The sequence below is a fragment of the Flavobacterium sp. PL002 genome, from assembly GCF_054165825.1.
Window position 1 is genome coordinate 2,459,733 of sequence record NZ_CM135110.1, and the last position, 22,168, is coordinate 2,481,900.

Consider the following 22,168-nt stretch of genomic DNA (forward strand, 5'->3'; position numbering starts at 1 on the left):
TTACTTGTTTTTAAAATTAGGGTCATAGGAAACAAACATATTTATATAGATGTTTCTAGCAAATCTTAATACAAAAGGAAATGATAAGACGAGGGCTACAATAATACTTATAAATGCGGTTTTTAGGGTAGTACCTAAAATGACAAATGAAATTATAAAAGCAGCAACTCCTACGGCAACATTTAGGCCGTAACTTACGTACATTGCACCGTAAAAAAACGACGGTTCAATTTGATAAGTTAAACCACAATGGCTACAATGTTCGTTCATTTTTAAAACATTAGCTAAATGAAGTGGGTTTTTGTCCTGATACATGCTTTCATTTTGACATTTTGGACAAGTTCCTGTTAAAATACTATTTAGTTTGGATCCTTTTTTTAACATTTGCATAAATTTTTAACAAAGGTACAATTTTAGGATTGTTGCCTAAGTAACTTTAGTCACAAAATATGCTTAATATACACAATTTATCCGTTTCATTCGGAGGTACTTATTTATTTGAAGAAGTAACGTTTCGTTTAGGAGCTGGGGATCGAGTTGGTCTTGTAGGGAAGAATGGTGCTGGTAAATCGACCATGCTTAAAATGCTAGCGGGTGATTTCAAACCAGATTCGGGAGTGATCTCGCAAGAGAAAGATGTTAGAATGGGTTTTCTACGTCAGGATATTGATTTTGAACAAGGAAGAACGGTATTAGAAGAAGCTTACGAAGCATTTGTTGATATAAAAATTGTAGAAAAAAAATTAGAAGAAATCAATCATCAATTAGTCACGCGCACTGATTATGAAAGTGAAGAATATTCTCAAATTATTGAAGACTTATCTGACTATACACATCGTTTTGATCTATTAGGTGGGTATAATTATGTAGGAGATACTGAAAAAATCCTACTTGGTTTAGGATTTAAAAGAGAAGTATTCAATAACCAAACGGAGACTTTTTCTGGTGGTTGGAGAATGCGTATCGAGTTAGCTAAATTATTATTGCAAGCTAATGATGTCTTACTATTAGATGAACCTACGAATCACTTGGATATTGAAAGTATCATTTGGTTAGAAAGCTTTTTACGTAACTATATAGGAGTTGTAGTAATCGTTTCGCATGATAAAATGTTCCTTGATAATGTTACGAACCGAACTATTGAAATTTCATTGGGAAAAGCATACGATTTTAATAAACCATATTCTCAATATTTAGAATTGCGTCATGAAATTCGCGAAAAGCAATTAGCGACACAAAAAAATCAAACTAAAAAAATTGAAGAAACTGAAAAGTTAATTGAAAAATTCCGTGCCAAAGCTTCTAAAGCTTCTATGGCGCAGTCTTTAATAAAAAAACTCGATAAAGTAGAACGTATTGAGGTGGATGAAGATGATAATTCGGTTATGAATATTTCCTTTCCAGTTTCTAAAGAACCAGGTAGAGTTGTAGTTGAGGCAGAACATGTGACGAAAAGCTACGGTGACAAAACGATTCTTAAAGACATTAATTTATTAGTCGAAAGAGGAAGTAAAATTGCTTTTGTAGGTCAAAATGGTCAAGGGAAATCTACTTTCATCAAAGCAATTGTGGACGAGTTTGAATATGAAGGAAATATCAAGTTAGGACACAATGTACAGTTGGGGTATTTTGCTCAAAACCAAGCAGAATATCTTGATGGAGAAATCACTTTATTACAAACTATGGAAGACGCTGCTGCTGATACTAATCGTAGCAAAGTGCGTGACATGCTTGGATCATTCCTTTTTAGAGGAGATGATGTAGAGAAAAAGGTAAAAGTACTTTCGGGTGGGGAGCGAAATCGTTTGGCACTTTGTAAGTTGTTATTGCAACCAATCAATGTTTTGTTGATGGATGAACCTACGAATCACTTGGATATAAAATCTAAGAACGTTTTAAAAGCGGCATTGCAAAAATTTGGAGGAACTTTACTTTTAGTTTCCCACGATAGGGATTTCTTGCAGGGAATGTCTAATTTAGTTTACGAATTTAAAGACCAAAAAATCAAAGAATATTTAGGTGATATTAATTATTTCTTAGAGCAACGCAATCTTGAAAACATGCGTGAAGTAGAGAAAAAAGACGCTCAAAAAGCAACTGCTCCCAAAGAAAGTAATAAATCATCTTACGAAGATCAAAAGAAAAATAAAGCTTTAAATAATAAATTAAGCAAAATTGAAAGCCAAATAAAACAGCTGGAGAGAGAAATTCAGCATGATGATAAAATGCTTGCTTCGAACTACGATAAAAATATTGAAGACGCCGCGTTTTTTAAAGCATACAACAAGAAAAAAGCCGATCTAGACCAATTGTTATTAGATTGGGAAGTCGTTCAAGAAGATATTGATAATGCGTAGCTAATCCAGCTATTCATTGCAATCTTTGCATAAAAAATCTTTTTTTGCATAACTAGTACAGGAGCTTCCTACGGTCGCTCTGTACAAGTTGCAAAAAAGGATTTTTTTTATGCAAAGGATTTTCATTGCTATCTGGGCTATTTTTGTAATAGTAAGCCCTTTGTTTATTTAATTAACCCTATTTCTTTAGAGTGGGCAATTGCTTCGGCACTTGATTTAAAATAACAGATAGAGACATTTAGAGACGCTATATTTTTTAGCGTATCAAGTACTTTTTTCTTTTTTTTCTTACCAGTTTGTCTGATGTAAATGGCTTTTACGGTCAAAGGAAATATTTTACTAATTGATTCATATAAGTAAGGATCATGTTGCGAGTCATCACCCATTAATACATATTGTAAATCAGGGTAAAATTCTAAAATATGTTTTATTTTTTCGAACTTATGATTGTGTTCACCTCTTCCAGACCATAAAAAATTAGTCAAACTAGTTTTAATGTCTTTTAAAAGTAAAACAGCCTTAGGTAAATTATGAATCTCAGTAAACTTGACTAGAAAACGGTATAAATTCCATTCGCTACTCGAGACATAAAAAAATGCATTTTTTTCCTTGTTATTTGTACGCCCTGCTTCACTCAATGCTTGATAATGTGCTGTTACATCTTCAAATATTTTGCGCGAATTTACATTTCGAAATAAAAGATGGTACAGTTTCTTTAAAGGGTTCAAAGTATAGGAAACTAAAAAGGTATCATCAATGTCAGATATAATGCCCAAGTCGCCTTTATAAGGTTTTATATAGCTTGCCCTGCTGGTAATGCGCTGTTTTTGATAAATAATACTTACTTCATAATCCATCCAGCCATAATCTGACGAAGATTTTATAGGGATGCAAAATTTAAAATACCCATCATGAAGTGTTTTTGTATGTATTTCAGTATCGTTATATTTTAAGTACACATCAGCATTACCGTCGGTTTTAATGCGATACATATTAATAACAGAGCCAGCATTCTTAAAATTGGTAGATAAAAAATCGTAATCTTTCATCGTTGTAGGCTTAAATACATGGCCCATTACAATTAATTCTTGCTCATTTGCATAACCACGATATAATTTTAAAATAGGTTTCATTTTATTTAATACTTTTGAAGAGTGCGAAAATTAATTATTAAAAATCAATTAAAGAAGTAAATTGTGAAAAAGAATGTCCTATTGGTTGTTAATCCTATTTCGGGGGACCTTGACAAAACAGCGATAATTGAAGCAGTAGCTCTTTTTACAGAAAGTCAAGGGAATAATTTTGTTCTTTACGAAACGACAGATAATAATGATATTTTTAATATAAAGCAGTTGTATGCTAAACATGTTCCTGAACGTGTTGTTATAGCTGGAGGTGATGGAACGATCAAGTTAGTCGCCGAGGCTCTTGAGGAAGAAGAGGTGTTATTTGGTATTCTACCTGCAGGATCCGCAAATGGATTAGCTACTGACTTAGGGCTGCCTAATAATATTGATGATTGTTTGCATATTGCTTTTCAAGATAACTGTATCGCTATTGATATGGTGGTTATAAATGGCAAAAAAAGTTTACACCTGAGTGATATAGGATTAAATGCTGAGCTAATAAAAAACTATCAAAACAGTACAGTAAGAGGGAAGCTAGGATATGCTTTGCAAGCGGTAAGTACTTTGATTGAAAGAGAAGATCCATTTACAGCAACTATTGAGTATAGTGGTAAGGTAATGGAATGTGAAGCAGGAATGATTGTCATTGCTAATTCTCAAAAATACGGTACTGGAGTTGTGATTAATCCTAACGGACGTATGGATGATGGCAAGTTTGAATTAATAATTTTAAAAAATTTAGATTTTGTTGTTTTAGGGAAAATAATCACGGGTAACATGCCTATCGAACTCGAGAATGTAGAAATAATAGCTACTGATAATGCAAGAATTACTACTGATCGTCCAGTAAGCTTTCAAATTGATGGGGAATATTGTGGTACACAATCCATGCTTGATATAAAAGTATCACCATTTAAAATGAAAGTAGCAATTCCGTTAAAGGAACTTTAGTTTGCTTCTTTGAAAGGATTTCTTTGTTGCCATTGCATTTCAGGTTCAAAATAACGGAACGCTTTAGATACAAACAAATTAATGATAGGGTTGCTGTGTTTCATTAAACCCAACATGTTTGCAGGTGTTGCACCTACAGAACTTTTTATCTCTAGTGCAGTTCTTGCAAATACAATGCGTTTGTATCCTTTATTAATCGAATAAGCAATCATATCATAAAGCATATTTAAATAAAGCATCTTTTCACGCTGGTATTGCTCATCATACCCTAAAAAATAAGTATCGATATCAACTCCATTTTTTATTAAGGTATTAAAACCAATAAGGGTATCGTCAATAAAGTAGCCATAGAAAAGAAAATTGTCTTTTAAACAAGATTTAAAAACTTCAAAATGATTTTCAGTTAAATAAAAAGTATTGAAAGGAGCATTTTTAGCCACATTCATATACAATTCAAAAATCCGAGTCTTGTATTTCTCTATTTCATCAAGTGATAGTTTTCTTTTATGAATGTCAGCTGATTTTTTTCGAGCGCGTTTGTATTGATCTCTGTATTTTTTGTTCAAAGCAGCAATGTAGTCATCAAAATTATGCCAGGAATCTCTAATGTCGAAAAGCATATTAGGCTGTGTTGAAAATTTGAAATACGAACTGAATTCTTGCGTCTCAAAATACGGAAGCGCACTTTCTGAGAAGTCTTTAAATATTGTTAATTGCGTTTTTAGACCTTTTTCTAAAAAGAGTTGGCGTAAAGAATGAGAAGCTTTCTCTAAAAGCGATAAAGCGATCTCGTGGGTAATGCTTTCGCGAAAGCAAAAACCATTTTGTCCAGTAAGCATGTTGTTACCTATAACCAATACTTTAGAACTAACATTTTTAAAAACAAAATTTCGGATGGCCGTTTTTATACAGTGGTCTCTCTCTCCAAAAGAGCTAACTTCACTTAAGTTAATAAATTGGGATAAGGCTACACCTACTAATTCATTAGATTTATAAAGACCTATAAAATGACAATACATGTTATTAGGTGCCGAAGTTTCTAAAACGCGTAAATAAGCAGTAGTCAAAAAAATATTTTTACAAGCAATAGTGTCCCATTCTATAGGGAGTTGCTTTGTAGAGGCGTAAATTTGGAAAGAAAAATTAGGATTCAATAGAGTGGTAAATTTCGAGAGGTCTAAAATACTATATTAAGTTAAAACATACTGCCTATATCTAAAAAATAACTAATTTTATTAAAAAACTATCGCTATGGAAACTTATGACGAACTTACTTCGCAACCTTTCTTGTTAAATTTAAAAGGATGGTCTTACAATAATAAAGGAATCGAAAAGAAATTTGAGTTTAAAAACTTTACGGAAGCCATTGCTTTTATTGTGCAGTTAGGTTTTATTGCTGAAAAGCTAAATCACCACCCAGAGTTGTTTAATGTTTATAACAAAGTAAATATTAGGTTGTCAACTCCCGATGCAGGAGGTCTTACTTATAAAGATTTTGATTTAGCGAAAGCTATAAATGAGTTGTTGTAAAAATCGCTACATTAATGCGTAGGGGGTTTTTAAGATATTATAAATAGAAATTAGTTTTCCACATCATTGAAAATATATAATTGCAATATAGTTTTAAAACAGGATTGATTTTTGTTTACTTGAGAAAATACATTATAAGACACGTTTTCTATTAATTATGATAATATAAATATCAGCAATTTATTTTAACAGAATTTTAGTCTTTTTTGTAGGTTTTTTATTTATTTAAAAAATAAAAGATGTAGTTCGTCGATTTTATTTGTCGATAAGTTAAATTCAATGTAATTTTATTTTATAATAACAAAGTATAAACAACTTGATTATGAAAAACATCTTTACTCTATTTCTTTCGGTTCTAGCTTCTTGCTCCATGATGGCAGGCGTTTCACCTTCTGATAAAGCAATTTTATTAAATTTATATAAGTCTACTAATGGACAAAATTGGATTAATAAATGGAATATTGGTGCACCAGTTGCAACTTGGTATGGTGTTAAATTAGATGGTGATAAAATTATTGCTTTAGACTTACAAGATAATAATCTAGTTGGGGAGTTTCCATCAGATATTGCAAGGTTATTGGATTTACAAGAATTGAATTTTCACAAAAATGCTATTTGTGGAAAAATTCCATCATCTATAAAAGATTTGAAAAATTTAAAAGTATTGGATCTTTCTTTCAATAAATTATCAGGTAGTATTCCTGCTGAAATATGTGAAATAGAAGGTTTGAAAAACTTAGAGTTGTATATGAATGGGTTTACAGGTGAATTGCCATTAGAAATTGGGAAATTAAAAAATCTAGAAGCGTTAGTTATTTTTAATAATCAAATTGAAGGTAAGATTCCAACATCATTATATACAATTGAAACTTTAAAAACGTTATTATTAAATAGTAATAAATTTACAGGAAGACTAAGTATTGAAGTTGCAAATTTGACAAATTTAGAAAACTTAAGTCTTTTTGAAAATAATTTAGAAGGACAAGTTCCTTTTGATTTAGAAAAGTTAAATAACCTTAAGGAGATGAATATTTCTTACAATCAATTCAGTGGGTTGACTTCAAGAAGATTGGCTCTTTTAGATACATTAAATATGACTATGGTTAATGATAGAGGTGTAGCAGTATTGTTAGATGTTGCTATGGATTATGAAAGACCATTAGTTTCTGAAGATTAAATTGAATGCTAAATTATTTTTTTGGTTTTAAATAAGTAGTTGTTTATGTTTAGTTAGTTTATTAAACCTGTGTTTCATTTGCACGGGTTTTTTTTATGCCAAAAAAATAGTGACATAAATGATTTATAGTTTAGTTACTTAAAATAATCATTGCTAAAAGCAATAAGTAATTAATTTAAAATAAAATGTTAATGCTTAATACAATTTTGTAAGAAAGTAAACGTTTAACTCAATGTTGTTTTTTTTAAAATTACCAAAAAGCGAATTTAAAAAAAACCTAATATTCATAAAGTTTATTTAGAAGTCAAAACAATATAAATGACAGTAGTATAAAAGTAATAAAAGAATACTTTTTCTTATTTTAATTGCGATGGTTTTAGGTTGTTTATTTTATAAATATTAATTTTTTTTATGCAATACAATTAGGCTATCAGTTGCTTTATAAGTCAAATAATGCGCTTGTGTATACTAGTGTTTTAATTGATTTTAATGGAGAAATCTGTTGTTTTAGTTTGTAAAAGGATAATTAGAGTTCATTATTAATAATGAGTTGATTTTCTTTTTTTGTTGAGTTAAAATCAGTTTTAAGCTATAATAATGGTTTTTTTGTAAAGACAACTGTTTAGAAGTAAGTAAATATTGTCTATATTCGCGCAAAAATCCCCTTATGAAAGTAATCCTATACTTATCAATTATTCCCTTTTTTTTTAACACTTTAAGCTATAGTCAAAATGAGACTAATATAACCTATGGGCTTAAGTTTGGTGGCTTGAGTTCTAAAATCAGTAACCTACCAGAGAGTATTAAGGGAAGAGATAATACAGCTGATAATAGTGCTATAGAAACCAAAGGAGTCTATGGTTTAGAAGGGGGCTTTTTCTTGAATTTAAAGCTTCGTGATACCCGCGTAGCAATACAACCAGAGATTTTATTTAGACAATCTGGTGAGAAAGCAACTTACCGTGATGCTGTAGGAAAAGAATATGAGTTAGGACTCCATTATTCCTATTTACAAATAGGAGCTTTGTACAAAGTGTATCCTTATGAAGGATTAAATCTTGGTTTTGGGGCTTTTTATGGTATTAGTTTATCACCTAATAATATTACGTATACTTCTAATGAATCAGGTGGTTTGTATGATGTTGCTACCAGACAATTCTATCAAGATGGTTTAGATGGTGCAGATGATTTCTCGGCTTGTTTTGCTGTGGGGTATGAGTTGCATCAAAGCATTCACTTTGATTTACGCTATTATTTAGGAGTGAAAGATGTAGTAAAAAGTAATGCATCCTCTTTTCAATTTATCGAAAATCAAAATAAGAGTAGTGTCCTTAGTTTTTCTGTAGGCTATAGTTTTCACCAATGGTAACTTTAATAAAAAATATGAAAAAAATTATATTGCTTCTTTTAATAGTAAGCACAAATTCGGTTTTTGCACAAGGAGATAGAGAAATTACATACGGTCTTTTTGCAGGCGGAATTTACTCTACAATGTCCAACCTTCCAGATGTTATTGTACCCAACGGAATTTATCAAGATTATACACTTGCTGAAGAAGGAAAGTTTGGTGCTACAGCGGGTTTTTTAATTAATTGGAAATATCCTTATGCTAAAGTGAGTATTCAAACGGAAATTTCTTATTCAAATCAAGGAACCGACTTAAACTATGAGGATGTAAAAGGATTAAAATACAAAATCAATTTTGGTTACAGTTATCTTAATGTAGGCTCACAATTCAAGTACTATCCTATTGAAGGATTCTACATTGGTGTTGGGCCTTATGTTGGCTTTAATTTAAGTAGTGATAATATAAAATATACCTCAAATAGTCAAGAATTATTTGCTGATTCAGGAGCTTATTTTGAGTCGGATGCTAATGTTCAAAAAGTATTAAAAGAATCCCTAACGGGCAAGAATTATTTTTACGGAACATTCTCTGCGGGATATGAATTTAGCTCTAATTTATCTATAGGTGCGCGTTATAATTTAGGACTTACTGATGTGTTAGCTACCGAAGAAAACGGACATCGCTATAGCGAAAACAAAAATAAAATTAATAGTATTTCATTAATAATTGGATATTCCTTTGATTTTGATGATTTAGGTAATTTTTAATACATAATATTCTTGAAAATCATAATAAATATGAATAAGAAGCTTTTTTTACTCGTAATTTTAATTGCAATGCTGACTGTGAATAACGTTTTCTCGCAGCAAAAAGAAGTGCCTGGAAATGTACAAGAGCCTTTTTTTTGGATTAAATCCAAAAATAATGGTGATTCCTATTATTGGGATAATGTGACAAAAAAAGATGCGACTGTTTCTGCAAGAAAACAAAAAGGGACTGCTTTTAATTTTAATCCAAGCATCATTTTTGACGCAACTCAGGATTCCTTAATCTTACCTTTAGGAATTGATAGTAAAAAAAGACAAACTTTTTTTTTAGTTTATAAAGTGAATGACAGTTTAAAAGAACAGTTTTTATGGACTATAAACGATCCTCAAAAAACAGTAGCAATTGCTACGAATAAACGTTTAGCTGATTTAAAAAAATACTATTACCAGTCTTATAAAGATAAAATAAAATTACAGAAAGCCAATATTCATTTTTTCCAGCAAAACATCACTGATAGCATTGCCAAAGCGACAACATTAACGATTGGAACTAAATCAAAATTTCAAAATCTTCCTCCCGAAGAATTTACAGGAAATATTAGTGAAATTCTAGTATATAATAGGGTTTTATCTGGTGTAGAAACACAAAAAGTAGCTAGTTATTTGGCTATAAAGTACGGCATTTCATTGTCACAATTTGAAATTAAAAACTACCTTAATAGTTTAGGACAAACCATTTGGGATATTGATAAACATGAAGGGTTTACCTCTTCGATCACTGGAGTAGGTAGGGATGATGCCAGCGGCTTATTGCAATCTAAAAGTAGCAATATGGTTGAGGAAGGCTTGCTAACTTTCGAATTACAAAGTAAAGCCAAGAAATTACCAAACAACTATTTTACTTTTTGGAGCGATAACGGGAAAAACTTACTACTAAAAAAACAAGAACAAGGAGAGCCTATAGGAATTGCAAGAGAATGGCAATTGGATTTTTCTAAAACAGCCGATGTTTCACTGGAATGGACTTTTAATCCCAATTTTATCAAAGGAACAGCTCCCCAGGACACGTATTATTGGTTAAAAGTGGATTACTCAGGCAAAGGCACGTATGAAGAAAACGAGTCTGAATATGTACGTTTAGCAAGTACTGCAAGCAAAGAAAAGTTAGTGCTGAAAGATTTTGATTGGGACAAACAAAAAACAGGAACAGCTAAATTTACTTTAAAAATAGCTCCACAAATGTTCAGTCGTGTTTGGATTACACAAGCTGATTGTGGTGTTAAAGATTCAGGTAAATTAAATTATTCTATTCAAGGTGGTGAAGCACCATTTACCATAACTGTAAAAAAAGAAGGAAGTGATGCTGTTTTAAAACAATGGAATCAAGATTCTAAAAGTAAGGTAGAGGTAACGCTTTCGTCTGGGAATTACGATTATATTATAAGAGACGCCAAAGGCAATTTATACTCCGAAACCGTTTTTGTAGCTGATAAGGAAGGGACTGCTACAAAACTAAAATCAAATTATTTATTGACAGATGGTAATCCTATAATTCTAGATGCTAGTGAAGGTTTAGAATCAGGAAACTACGAATACCAATGGTATTATGATGGAAATTTTATTGATAATAGTCCTAAAATTTTAGTAGATCAAGCGGGTGATTATGAGCTTAGATTGTTAAATAATCAAGGTTGCAACACCACTAAAAAAATTGTTGTGGATAGTGACGGAAAAGAGGCGATAGGAGCTAATGTTGTGATCCTATATCCTAACCCTTCACCTGATGGAAATTTTACTATTGCCATACAATTTGAACAAAAAACAAATGCTATTATTACAGTTTACACTTTAAATGGTAGTGTGATGCAGCAAAAAGACTTGACCCAAGTAGAGAATTATATTTACGATGGAACAATTAAAGGGGCAGCTGGGATGTACTTAGTTTCAGTTAAGTCTACCTATGGAACCAAGACTTTTAAAGTGATTGTAAAATAGTCTGTTGCCGATAAAAAATAAATGATTACGATATAGTTGATTATTCGATAAAATGAAAAAAAGATATATAATTTTAGTGCTTTTTGTGAGTTCCTTTTTGTTTGCTGTGAATTTTAGAAAAGGAAGTTTTATGACTTCCTTCTCGAATGCAACTCCAAAGGAAGAAGTGAAAATTACAGCAGTTGATTCTGTCGCCATTACACCTAATAAAATAGAAGTTGCTAAAGTATTTACAGCCGATATTAAAGAAGGATTTATAGGTGTACGAGATGCTCAAGATACAGATGATGCTTATGACAACGTTTTTCATTTGGCAGTTAGCAACCTTCCTACAGCAAATCAAAGTGCCTATTTAGAATATGATTTGTATGGCTATGATTTATCAGCATCTATCTCCAGAAGTTTGAACAATCAAGCCAGTATTGGAGGGCAATTTTTATCACCTAATAAAAGTTGGACCCCACAATCAGAGTTGCTTTCGGAAAAATCACTTCGACAAGGAGACAACGTATTGTTGTTTACCGCTCCTGACGGACTAGCGAATGGCTATAAAATTAAAAATGTTCGAATTGTCTATAAAAGCGAAGCTGTTTCAAGTAATTATACTTTGCTGCAATCAGATAATAAGTTGTATATCAAAGGAACCAATGCACCATCACAGATACAAAAGTTAATCATTGCAGGGATTGTTGTAGATGTCAATCAGCCTGAATTTGAATTGGTTATTGATAAAAAAGAGTTGCATGAGGGGCAAACGATTACGGTTTTTAAAGAAACTACAACGGGAGTTATTACGAATGAAAAATTAAAAAGCAGTGATTTTTTAACAGTAGATCATTTTAGAACTTTCGAAAAAGCCAAAGAATCTTTTTCGAAAACAATCAATTTTGAAACTGTAAATACCCTTGATTATAAAAGCTTTTCGGCAGTTTTCCCTGCCGGCGCACTAAAAGCTAATGTAAAAGTATCAGTAAGAGGTTTACGAAAAATAGACATTGCTCCATTAAATTCGGCGATGGTCAATGTTACCGCTACCAATGCGGGTTTTCGATTATTACCACACGGAACCCTTTTTGATAAGGCAATAAAACTAGCTTTGCCGTTCGATAAAAAATCCATTCCCGAAGGCTATACAGAGAAAGACATCAACGTATTTTATTTTGATGAAAACAAACGCCTTTGGCAAGAAGTCAAAAAAGATTCAATAGATATAAAAGCGGGGATAATCACGGCCAAAACCACGCATTTCACCGATTTTATAGCTGGAATTATCAAAATGCCAGAGTCTCCAGAAACTTCAGGATACACGCCTACGAGCATCAAAGATTTAAAAGCAGCTAGTCCGCTAGTAGGCATTCAGTCTATTGCGCCTCCATCTGCAAACGGAAGAGGAACTGCTAGTACCGGTTTTGGAATCGCAATTCCAAGTGGTAGAGGCGGTATGCAACCTTCGTTCAATTTGCAATACGACAGTGATGGTGGCTACAGTTGGGCCGGAACAGGCTGGGATGTATCAGTGCCGGCGGTAAGTATTGAAACCCGTTGGGGAGCACCACGTTATGATGCCAATCAAGAAACAGAATCATATGCCATTGCAGGCGAAGCTTTAATCCCCAATACCCATCGTGATGCTTGGGTAAATAGAACAGCGGATAAACAGTTTTATCCGAGAAGAGAAGGTGCTTTTCAGCAAATTATCCGAAAAGGATCATCGCCTAAAAATTATTATTGGATCGTAAAAGATAAAAGTGGAGTCGCTAGTTATTACGGAGGGACAAAATCTGGATTGGCTGATAATGGTATTTTACAAGATGCTTCTGGGAACATTGGGCATTGGGCACTTTGCCTTCAAGTCGATTTAAAAGGAAATACGGTACAGTACGAATACGACAAACGCGATGGCGAATTGTATATCAAAAAAGTGTATTACACAGGTTTTGGATCAGAGAAAGGGAACTACAATGTGACTTTCGTCAAAAGTGGCGATTTAGGCGAAGCCAATAGGGCAGACGTTCAGGTTTCGGCGCGATTGGGTTTCAAGCAATTGAACAATCAGTTGTTGCGAAAAATAGAAGTGCGTTATAAGTCAGCAATGGTGCGTTCATATGAATTGAACTATAAAGAGGGAGCGTTTAAGAAAACGCTATTAAATTCTATTTCAGAATACGACTCCGAATCGAAATTGTTTTACACCAATACCTTGGATTATTTTGATGATGTACGCGATGCGAGCGGAAAGTACAATCCGTTTGGAGAGGAGCAGAAGTGGAATGTAGAAAGTGATAACCTTGTTAATACAGCTATACCGTCAATAAACGATGTTTTGTTTTCTGGACATCATTCATTAGTAAGTAGTTCAGAAGGGCAGAATGTAGGGGTTAATTACCGTTTAGGAGTTGGGTTTGTGGGGCAAATGGGGAGTTTAAAACCGTTTACTGTAGGAGGTCATGGAGGTAACGGATGGGGAACTTCTAATACCGCTGTTTTAATGGAAGACTTAGATGGTGACGGCTTGCCTGATAAGTTATTTAAGAATAAAGATGGTGTGTTTTATAAGAAAAATTTATCAGCCTCAGGTCAAAACTCTTTTGGAGGATCGCAGGAAATCAATATAAGTGACGTAGGTTATTCTAAATCAACTTCATTCAATTGGGGGGTAGATTTGAACGTCAAGTTTGCTAATATTGGTTATGATGAACAACGTTCAACTAGTAAAACCAAAATCTATTTTATGGATTTTAATGGTGACGGATTAGTTGATTATGTTAAAAACGGACAAGTATTTTACAATCGATTAGTAAATGGAGTTCCAACTTTTGAAAATACTAGTTCAGGCACACCATCTCCAGTTGCTGGAGGAGGAAATATAACCATTCCCGGTACAAGCACATTGTCAACGGAGGTAATCGAAAAACAAAATCCATTACATGATGTAGTGCGTATGTGGGAAGCTCCTGTAAATGGGATTATAAATGTTTCTCATAACTATAATTTAGTAAAAGAATCAACAACTGAAGGTCTTAAAGCACGAGCTGAATATTTAACTAATGCGGGTGATGATAAAGCAGATGGAGTACATTTGTATTTTCAGAAAGGAAATCAATTAATTTGGGATGAAGCCATTGGTGCCAAGGATTATAATAGTAAAAACAAACAAAATAATTCGATAGCAGTAGAAAAAGGAGAACGATTGTATTTTAGAGTAAGTTCAATAAAAGATGGAAGTTTCGATACGGTACAATGGGATCCAATGATTAATTATTTACAAGTAAAACAATTTGATAGAGATGTTGATAATAGTATAATTGAAAGTAATTATAATTTACCAACAGGTCAGAAAGATGCCAATTTATTTTCATTAGCCACTTATCAAGCAAGTACTGACTTTTTTAGCACTACTAACACGGGTAAAGTAATTCCGGTAGCTGGAAATGTTTTGCTGAAAGGAATTTTGAATAAACCGATTACTTCGGATCATATTAGACTAGTTATCACTAAAACGTTACTGGGGCAAGTTAGTAGTCCAGTGATTGTTTTCGAAAAAACTTTCTCAGCAAACGAAGTCGCTTCTTTTGATTTAGCGTCCATTAGTATGCCAGCATTTGAAGTAGATTCTCAAATAACAATGACTTTAGAAACGCAAACTAATATTAATTGGGGTACGATTGCTTTTACACCAATAATTAGTGTTCCGCCTTATCCAGGTGTCGCAGCAGAAGAAGTGTCAATGGAGGTCAATCATCTTTTGTATAATAAAAGAGAAGGGAATTATACTATTCCTGGAGTTACTTCTACAGTAACAGGAAAAGTTGATTTGAGTATTTTACCTGAGGATTTAACTCTAGCAACTTTGATTGAATATCCTAATATTAACGACTTTAATGGTGAAGTAATTGTATCTGCAAAACAGAATAATGTTTTGTTAGCTCGAAATAGATACCAACTTTTAGGGGGTGTATTAGTACAAGTTGTAGATACTTTTGAATCAACGGTTAGTTATCCAGAAGCTATTATTGGAGAGCCAATTCAATTGGAAATGACGGTTTCTAACCCAAAATCGGTAACGATACTTAGGAATTATCCTAAAAAAAAAGCTTTGAATATTAAATTAAAAGCAATTGACTATAGGGATATTGATGATCTCACTGACGATATTCAATGGAATGCTACAACTGATGATTTTGGAATTTATAGCCTTTTAAATCCTGATGAAAGAACTTTAGGTTTGTATTATAGAAACTGGGGGGGATTTGTTATTAATGGAAATTTGGCTACAAATACTATTGATCAAGCACAGTTAAAACAATCCAATGCTTATGCTACAGAACCAGATATAAATAATACCAATCCTGAAGGATACAATAACCAAGGTTATGAAGTCTCTGAGAATTATTTTGTAGGCTTGAATCCGTCTTATACCAAAGCAAAATGGGAAGGTTTGGAAGAGTCTATTTATATAAAAGGGGCAATTATAGGTACTGCAAGATTAGGGGAGGATGATATTGCACAATATTCTGATTTTACGCTGCCTACATTAGGGGGAGGTAGTACTTCGGCCTTGGATATGATTAGCGAAAGCAAAAGTAAAAGTATTGCTGGTGGTGTTGCTGCAGGTCCAGCAAATTTGGGGTATAGCAAATCAATAGATGGAGACTCCTATGTTACACAAACCATGGGTGATTTCAATGGAGACCGTTTCCCAGATTATATTAGAGGAAGCAATGTTCAGCTAACCAGACCAGTAGGTAGTATTTCTGAGGAAGTAGTTGATTTAGGAGATAATTTTAGTCATACCGAAACAACATCTGAAGGACCAAGTTTTGGAGGAGGGTTCAGTCATGGTGATGCTAAAAGTGGTGCGAGTTTTACCATTGGAAAAGAAGATGCCAATAGAACTGCTGCACAATCAGCTACTGATAAAGAAGCTGCAAAAGCAGCCAATCAGCTTTCAGTTAGTGCTACGCAAGGATATGGTGGAGATAAAGCAAAATTGATACATGCAGATATTAATGGAGATGGATTGCCGGATAAAATAAGCGATTCTGGAACTGTGTTGTTAAATACAGGTTATGGATTCTTAGCTGCTGAGAATTGGAACAACAACGGTCTTAATGCAGGTACTTCTACCGACTGGAGTTTAGGTTTGGGGTATAGTTTCAATGGAGGGTCAATAACTGCAGGGGCAAATTATGCTCGATCGACATCAAATGGAGATAAGTCGTTTATGGATATAAATAGCGATGGGCTACCTGATAAAATTGAATATGTTCAAGATAAAATGATTGTTTCTTTAAATCTAGGAGGCTCTTTTGCGACTCCAATAGTGTATCCTACTTATTCAGAAATGAATCAGAATAAAAGTGTGAGCTATGGTTTTAATACGGGATTTTCTTTTGATATTGCAATTTGGCTTCTTCGACTCACACCAACATTAGGAGGTAGTATTGGATGGAGTACATCACGTGCAGAAGCTACTTTTATGGACATCGATGGTGATGGAAACGCCGATTATATTCTTTCAAAAGATGAAGACAATCTAATCGTTCGCCTTTCCAATATCAAACGTACTAACAAGCTAAAAGGAGTAACTAATGCCGTTGGAAATAGCTATGTTGTTGATTACGAATTAACAAAACCCACTTACGAAAACCCGAATGCTAAATGGGTATTGCAATCCGTAGATGTGAACGACGGGCATACAGGCGATGGAATTGACCATTCGATAGCGAAATTCAAGTACGAAGATGGGTATTACGACCGTCGCGAACGTGAATTTTATGGTTTTGGAAAAATCATTCAAGAACAAATTGATGCAGCAGATAATACTGTTTTTGCTACAACGGTTCAAGAATTTTACAACCAAGATTATTTTAGAAAAAACTTGTTGAAACGCAGTTATACGTTAGACAAAAACAATAAAATGCGTCAGGAATCAGAAAACGAATACAGTTTTACTGATGTCGTTACGCAGGCAAGCGTACCCGTAGCGAGTTTAGGTACTGCTGTATGCGATGCCAAACGTGTTTTTGTGGGAATGATTCACAGCAATCAAAAAATGTATGAAGGCGGTAGCGACTACCTCGAAACCAATACTTTTAATACCTACGATGCTAACGGGAACATCACACAATACGAAGATTTAGGTAACGGAAGCGCAGATGATAAAGTAACGGCTAAAATAAGTTATTACGAAAGTACAACACCTTATTTTGGAGGAATTCCAAAACAGTTGGAAGTGTTTACCAAGGATGGCTTGCGCCGCAAAAGAGCGACTACCATCAATACAACGACTGCTGAGGTTACTCAAATCAAAAACTACAGTGCAGCTGACAAAATAGCTCTTACCGATATAGGATATGATACCTACGGAAACCTGCAAAAAATAACAGGCCCTGCCAATTACAAAGACCAACGCATGACGATGGACTATGTGTATGACAGCGAAAACCATCAGTTTTTGACTGAAATAAAAGATGCTTTTGGATATCAAAACAAGATGGAATACGATTATCGTTTTGGTATTCCGCTCAAAACAACCGATCGTAACGACCAAAGCACCGAATATACCATTGACGCTATCGGTCGTCCAGCGACTATTCGCGGGCCGTACGAAATTGCCAGTGGCAAACCGTATACGATTGCGTATGATTATTTCCCGACAGCCAAAGTGCCGTATGCGAAAACTAGAAATTACGATCCCGAATTAGACAAGGACATCGTAACCTATACCTATACCGATGGTTTGGGGAGAGCGTTGCAAGTCAAGAAAACTGCCAGTTTGTTCACCCAAGCCGGAAGCCCCGATCAAGAAGCGCAAATTGTATCTGGAAAAGTGATTTATGACGGATTGGGTCGCGCAACGACTAGTTATTATCCTACCACAACCACTACGATAGATGCTAATTTTAGTGCAGCGGTATCGAATGTTACCCCAACTACAACGGAATACGACGAAGTAGGGCGTGCAGTAAAAGTAACCTTGCCAGACGGAAGCACCAATGCGACCACTTTTAAAATAGACAATTACAATGGCGTGCCCACGATGCTTACGACACAAACCGATGCTTTGGGTAAAACCGTGCAATCGCAAACGGATGTTAAAGGAAGTAATTTAGCCAGTATTCAGAATGATTTGGTCACCAAATTTGACATCAATGCACTTGGAGAAACGATCCAAGTGACCGATGCCATGGACCACATCACCAAAAGCAGTTACGACTGGTTAGGTCGAAGAACCGAGTTCACCCATCCCGATGCCGGAACTACGACCATGGAATACGATTTGGCGGGCAACTTAACCAAACGCGTTACACAAGACATCAAAAACACGGTGCCGAATGGGGGAGCGATTCAGTATTTGTACGATTACAACCGATTAGAAACCATTCAATATCCGAAAAACCCGCAGAACAACGTACAGTACAATTACGGTAAAGCCGATGGTACAGCCTCGCGCCGTGGCCGATTGTGGTTTGTGCAAGATGCCAGTGGCGGACAAGAATTTTATTATGGCAAACTAGGCGAAGTCGAAAAAGAGATTCGCACGCTACGCATCACGCCAACCGACATACAAACCTATATTTCGCAGTTTGAATACGACACTTGGAATAGAATCCAAAAAATGACCTACCCTGATGGGGAAGTGGTCGATTACACCTACAACCGAGCAGGAAACTTGCAAAGCATGCAGGGTAAAAAAGAAAGTCATACTTACGATTACATCAAGCAATTGGCTTATGATGAGTTTGAGCAACGCAAGTATTTAAAATACGGAAACGACACCGAAACCAATTACAACTATGACCCAACGATGCGCCGTTTGCAACAATTGCAAGTAAGCTCAAGTTTAGGTCGCCAGATCATGAATAATAGTTATAGCTATGATTTGGTTGGAAATGTATTAGGTATTAAGAATGTAGCGCCTGTAGTCAATAATACCTTAGGAGGAACATCCAATCATGAGTACCAATACGATGATTTTTATCGATTAAAAAGTGCAAAAGCAACCTATCAAGGGGAGTTTACCAAAGCCAGTTATGAGCTGAACATGAGTTATAACAAAATGCACAACATCACCAAAAAAGACTTGGTACATACAGTAAACAACGAACAAAAAGGTTATGTTTTAGATTATACTTATGATAACGAACTGCACCCTAATGCGCCAAGTAGTATTCAGGAAACAGCAGCGCAGCCAACAGCTACTAGCCAACAGCCAAGAGCCTATGTTTACGATGGCAACGGAAATCCCACAAGTTACACTGAGGAAAAAAGCTTCCGCAAAATGACCTGGGACGAAGAAAACCGTTTGATGGGAATCAATGATAACGGACGCATTCATCAATACACCTACGATGCAGGCGGCGAGCGTGTGATAAAAAGCAGCGGCGACAGTCAGCACATTGCTGTAAACGGACAAACAGCGGCAACCATCGTACATACTGATGATTACACAGGCTATGTAAGTCCGTATTTTGTGATAAGCAAAGGAAAATTCACCAAGCATTATTTTGAAGGAGCGGGGCGTATTGTGAGTAAACTAGGAAATGGTGCATTTGCACAACCCTTAAAAATCACCGCAGGTGGTGTGAATTACACGCAACGAACGGCTGCAGAACAAAAAGCCTTAGATGCTTATGTAAAAACTTTGGGCGTGCCTCCCGGACCGCCTACCCAACAAGGAATTTATGCCACACCTGAGTTTACAGGTGACCCTTACCCAAGTGAGGTGTTACAGCCAGTAGAAGAGAATCAGGAGCCTCCCGAAGGTTGGCCTCGAAACCCAATATTTAACGCTCCAGGCGATGTTCCAGGGCCGCCAGTGCAATTTGGACCTCCAGTAGAACCCGCCACAGTACTAGCTGCCGAAGGTTTTACAGGAATTGGTCTACCCGAGAATGATATTTTTTATTTTCACCCTGATCATTTAGGAAGTACTTCGTATATTAGTACCCGAAATGGAAGCATAAGCCAGCATGTAGAGTACATAGCCTTTGGAGAGATTTTATTTGAGGAGCATTCTAGCTCGTTTTCTTCGCCTTATCTTTTCAATGGAAAGGAATTAGATCGTGAAACGAATTTATCGTATTTTGGGGCGAGGTATTTGGATATGAAGACGAGTTTGTGGTTGACGGTGGATCCGTTGGCGGAGCAGTTTTATAATAACTCACCCTATGTTTATGTTAGTCAAAATCCAATGAATTTGATTGATCCAACTGGGATGGGAGAGGAAGATCCAGTCAAAACTGTAGTGCATTCTAATCACGTAAGAAATACATTTACATATGATAGTAATGCAAGATTAAGAGGAACAGATAAAATACAACAAACAGTTGTTTCAACTATGAAAATTACAAATTCAAAGGGACAATCTATACAAACTATGGATTCAACAACAATGACTACTACTTACGTTGATGCTGATGGTAAAACAAATGGAAAGGCCACCGAATATTCAACTAACTCAATAAATACAAAAAATGAAGATGGGACGTGGACGAGAACACCAGCTATTGAAACTAGTAGAATTCTTGATTTAAAAGAAACAAAAAAAGAGTTTAAAGATATGGTTAATAATGTCCAAAGTTTTAAAGAGTACAACGAAATAAGTCCTATTCAACAAAAAGGAAGAACAATTGAAAATGCAAAAGAAGGTTCTGGTTATGTGAGCTTATTAACTGGCGTAATAGGAATGCTTGTTCCCGAGCCAACTGTTTCAAAGGCTTTAGGGGTTACTTCATTAGCAACAGGCTCTACAGTCTTTATTTCTTCAGATCCTGAGAAATTAAGTATAGTTAATAAAATAAAATAATGAAAATGATAAATGATTTTAAAAAAAACAATAATAATTTATTTATTCTTGTATCTATAGCTCCTCTTATTATTGGTTTTTCGATTGAGTTTTTCTTTAATTTTTTTTATATGGAAAGGGTAATTGTTTTTTGTTATTTATTATCTTTTATTATGTTATGTTACTTTTTTTTTAGTAATATTTTGCTAAAAAAAACTAACAATTTAAAATTCTTAGAATTTGATTTTAAAAAAAAATATAAAATCTTTTCAATACTAGGTTTGATTTTAGGTATAATAAATATTAAAAAAGACATAATTAATTATTCTATTTCAACATATTTATTTTTATTAATTATTTGTTTTTTAATATTACTTGTTTTTGTTAAACTGAAAGATAAAAATATAGATAAAGAATAATTGACCCAGCTCTATGAAGAGTTCTTTAGAAAAGTAAATTTGTCGTGTATGCTGTGCGAATGTCTCTGACTTCGCCCCAGCTGGCGCGAGCAGAAATAAGTTCAACGGCTAGGGCGATGCCTCTGGCTCGTGCTTGTAAAGTTGAGCAAGTAAACAAAATACAAAACCCCGATGGCTCGGATATGTAGTCAACGATAGCGCGGATTTGCAATCCGTGCCCACAAAGTTGAGCAAGTAAGCAAAATAAAAAAACCCGATGGCGCAGGCTTGTAGATAATCGTTAGCGCAGGTATTTACCTGTGCCCACAAAGTAGAGCAAGTAAACAAAATAAAAAACCAAGCGTAAATGCTTGGTTTTTGTGTTTTATAGTTTAGAGGTAAAACTGATCATTTGGGAAGTACTCCAGCTCTACGAAGAGTTCTTTAGAAAAGTAAATTGGTCGTGTTTGCTGTGCGAATGTCTCTGACTTCGCACCCGTAAAGTTGAGCAAGTAATCAAAATAAAAAGGCAAGCGTAGTTGCTTAGTTTTTGTGTTTTATAGTGATTTTGAAAACGAATATTAATTTTCAAAAAAAAGTTTTTTATTAAACGGAATGCCCTAGCCCAGATAGAAGGGAAAATCCTTTTTTGGCTGTTTTTTTACAGCCAAAAAAGATTGGAATGATAGCTGGAAATAGCTCCTAAAACAAATTAAAACTAGGCGAAG

12 protein-coding genes are annotated in these 22,168 nt (G+C 34.5%); 9 read left to right on the top strand and 3 right to left on the bottom strand.

Annotated elements, in window-relative coordinates:
- Window positions 1-384: a DUF983 domain-containing protein gene (locus ACVEGE_RS10770; protein WP_173850220.1), complete on the bottom strand. Its 384-nt coding sequence runs from the start codon at window positions 382-384 to the stop codon at window positions 1-3.
- A gap of 65 nt (window positions 385-449) precedes the next feature.
- Between ACVEGE_RS10770 and ACVEGE_RS10775 the strand changes: the two genes are divergently transcribed.
- A complete protein-coding gene (locus ACVEGE_RS10775; protein WP_173856947.1) occupies window positions 450-2,357 on the top strand; it encodes an ABC transporter ATP-binding protein in 1,908 nt (635 codons plus the stop codon).
- A gap of 164 nt (window positions 2,358-2,521) precedes the next feature.
- Here the strand turns inward: ACVEGE_RS10775 and ACVEGE_RS10780 are convergent, their stop codons facing one another.
- Window positions 2,522-3,490 (bottom strand): App1 family protein, encoded by a 969-nt coding sequence (locus ACVEGE_RS10780; RefSeq protein ID WP_192501206.1) that lies wholly within the window; start codon window positions 3,488-3,490, stop codon window positions 2,522-2,524.
- Window positions 3,491-3,553: 63 nt separating this feature from the next.
- Between ACVEGE_RS10780 and ACVEGE_RS10785 the strand changes: the two genes are divergently transcribed.
- Window positions 3,554-4,435, top strand: coding sequence for a diacylglycerol/lipid kinase family protein (locus tag ACVEGE_RS10785; protein WP_173856945.1), 882 nt, complete (start codon window positions 3,554-3,556; stop codon window positions 4,433-4,435).
- On the opposite strand, the gene ACVEGE_RS10790 is transcribed toward ACVEGE_RS10785, so the two are convergent.
- Window positions 4,432-5,589, bottom strand: a complete 1,158-nt coding sequence (locus ACVEGE_RS10790; protein WP_192501205.1) for a GNAT family N-acetyltransferase — start codon at window positions 5,587-5,589, stop codon at window positions 4,432-4,434. The genes ACVEGE_RS10785 and ACVEGE_RS10790 overlap by 4 nt on opposite strands.
- Window positions 5,590-5,686: 97 nt before the next feature.
- Here ACVEGE_RS10790 and ACVEGE_RS10795 point away from each other — a divergent pair, with 97 nt between their 5' ends.
- The 7 genes from ACVEGE_RS10795 to ACVEGE_RS10825 all read left to right on the top strand — a co-directional run bounded on the left by ACVEGE_RS10795 (window position 5,687) and on the right by ACVEGE_RS10825 (window position 21,461).
- Entirely contained in the window at window positions 5,687-5,965 is a 279-nt protein-coding gene (locus tag ACVEGE_RS10795; protein ID WP_192501204.1) for a 4a-hydroxytetrahydrobiopterin dehydratase, read from the top strand.
- A 322-nt stretch (window positions 5,966-6,287) separates the two neighbouring features.
- Window positions 6,288-7,142: a leucine-rich repeat domain-containing protein gene (locus ACVEGE_RS10800; RefSeq protein ID WP_173850214.1), complete on the top strand. Its 855-nt coding sequence runs from the start codon at window positions 6,288-6,290 to the stop codon at window positions 7,140-7,142.
- 667 nt (window positions 7,143-7,809) lie between these two features.
- Window positions 7,810-8,511 carry an outer membrane beta-barrel protein gene (locus ACVEGE_RS10805; protein WP_173850213.1) on the top strand — a complete coding sequence of 234 codons (702 nt, stop codon included), beginning with the start codon at window positions 7,810-7,812 and terminating at the stop codon, window positions 8,509-8,511.
- A 14-nt stretch (window positions 8,512-8,525) separates the two neighbouring features.
- Window positions 8,526-9,257, top strand: coding sequence for an outer membrane beta-barrel protein (locus ACVEGE_RS10810; RefSeq protein WP_192501203.1), 732 nt, complete (start codon window positions 8,526-8,528; stop codon window positions 9,255-9,257).
- Between the two features lie 30 nt (window positions 9,258-9,287).
- Window positions 9,288-11,252 carry a T9SS type A sorting domain-containing protein gene (locus ACVEGE_RS10815; protein WP_192501202.1) on the top strand — a complete coding sequence of 655 codons (1,965 nt, stop codon included), beginning with the start codon at window positions 9,288-9,290 and terminating at the stop codon, window positions 11,250-11,252.
- A 52-nt stretch (window positions 11,253-11,304) separates the two neighbouring features.
- Complete coding sequence (locus ACVEGE_RS10820; protein WP_192501201.1) at window positions 11,305-21,063, top strand: SpvB/TcaC N-terminal domain-containing protein; 9,759 nt, start codon at window positions 11,305-11,307, stop codon at window positions 21,061-21,063.
- Entirely contained in the window at window positions 21,063-21,461 is a 399-nt protein-coding gene (locus tag ACVEGE_RS10825; RefSeq protein WP_458008537.1) for a hypothetical protein, read from the top strand. Before ACVEGE_RS10820 ends, ACVEGE_RS10825 begins: the two co-directional genes overlap by 1 nt.
- The last annotated feature ends 707 nt before the right edge of the window (window positions 21,462-22,168 follow it).

Bases quoted from the DNA above. Each gene is read 5' to 3' on its own strand.
- ACVEGE_RS10795 (WP_192501204.1), top strand. From the start codon at position 5,687: ATGGAAACTTATGACGAACTTACTTCGCAACCTTTCTTGTTAAATTTA.
- ACVEGE_RS10800 (WP_173850214.1), top strand. From the start codon at position 6,288: ATGAAAAACATCTTTACTCTATTTCTTTCGGTTCTAGCTTCTTGCTCC.
- ACVEGE_RS10770 (WP_173850220.1), bottom strand. From the start codon at position 384: ATGTTAAAAAAAGGATCCAAACTAAATAGTATTTTAACAGGAACTTGT.
- ACVEGE_RS10815 (WP_192501202.1), top strand. From the start codon at position 9,288: ATGAATAAGAAGCTTTTTTTACTCGTAATTTTAATTGCAATGCTGACT.
- ACVEGE_RS10820 (WP_192501201.1), top strand. From the start codon at position 11,305: ATGAAAAAAAGATATATAATTTTAGTGCTTTTTGTGAGTTCCTTTTTG.
- ACVEGE_RS10805 (WP_173850213.1), top strand. From the start codon at position 7,810: ATGAAAGTAATCCTATACTTATCAATTATTCCCTTTTTTTTTAACACT.
- ACVEGE_RS10810 (WP_192501203.1), top strand. From the start codon at position 8,526: ATGAAAAAAATTATATTGCTTCTTTTAATAGTAAGCACAAATTCGGTT.
- ACVEGE_RS10825 (WP_458008537.1), top strand. From the start codon at position 21,063: ATGAAAATGATAAATGATTTTAAAAAAAACAATAATAATTTATTTATT.
- ACVEGE_RS10775 (WP_173856947.1), top strand. From the start codon at position 450: ATGCTTAATATACACAATTTATCCGTTTCATTCGGAGGTACTTATTTA.
- ACVEGE_RS10780 (WP_192501206.1), bottom strand. From the start codon at position 3,490: ATGAAACCTATTTTAAAATTATATCGTGGTTATGCAAATGAGCAAGAA.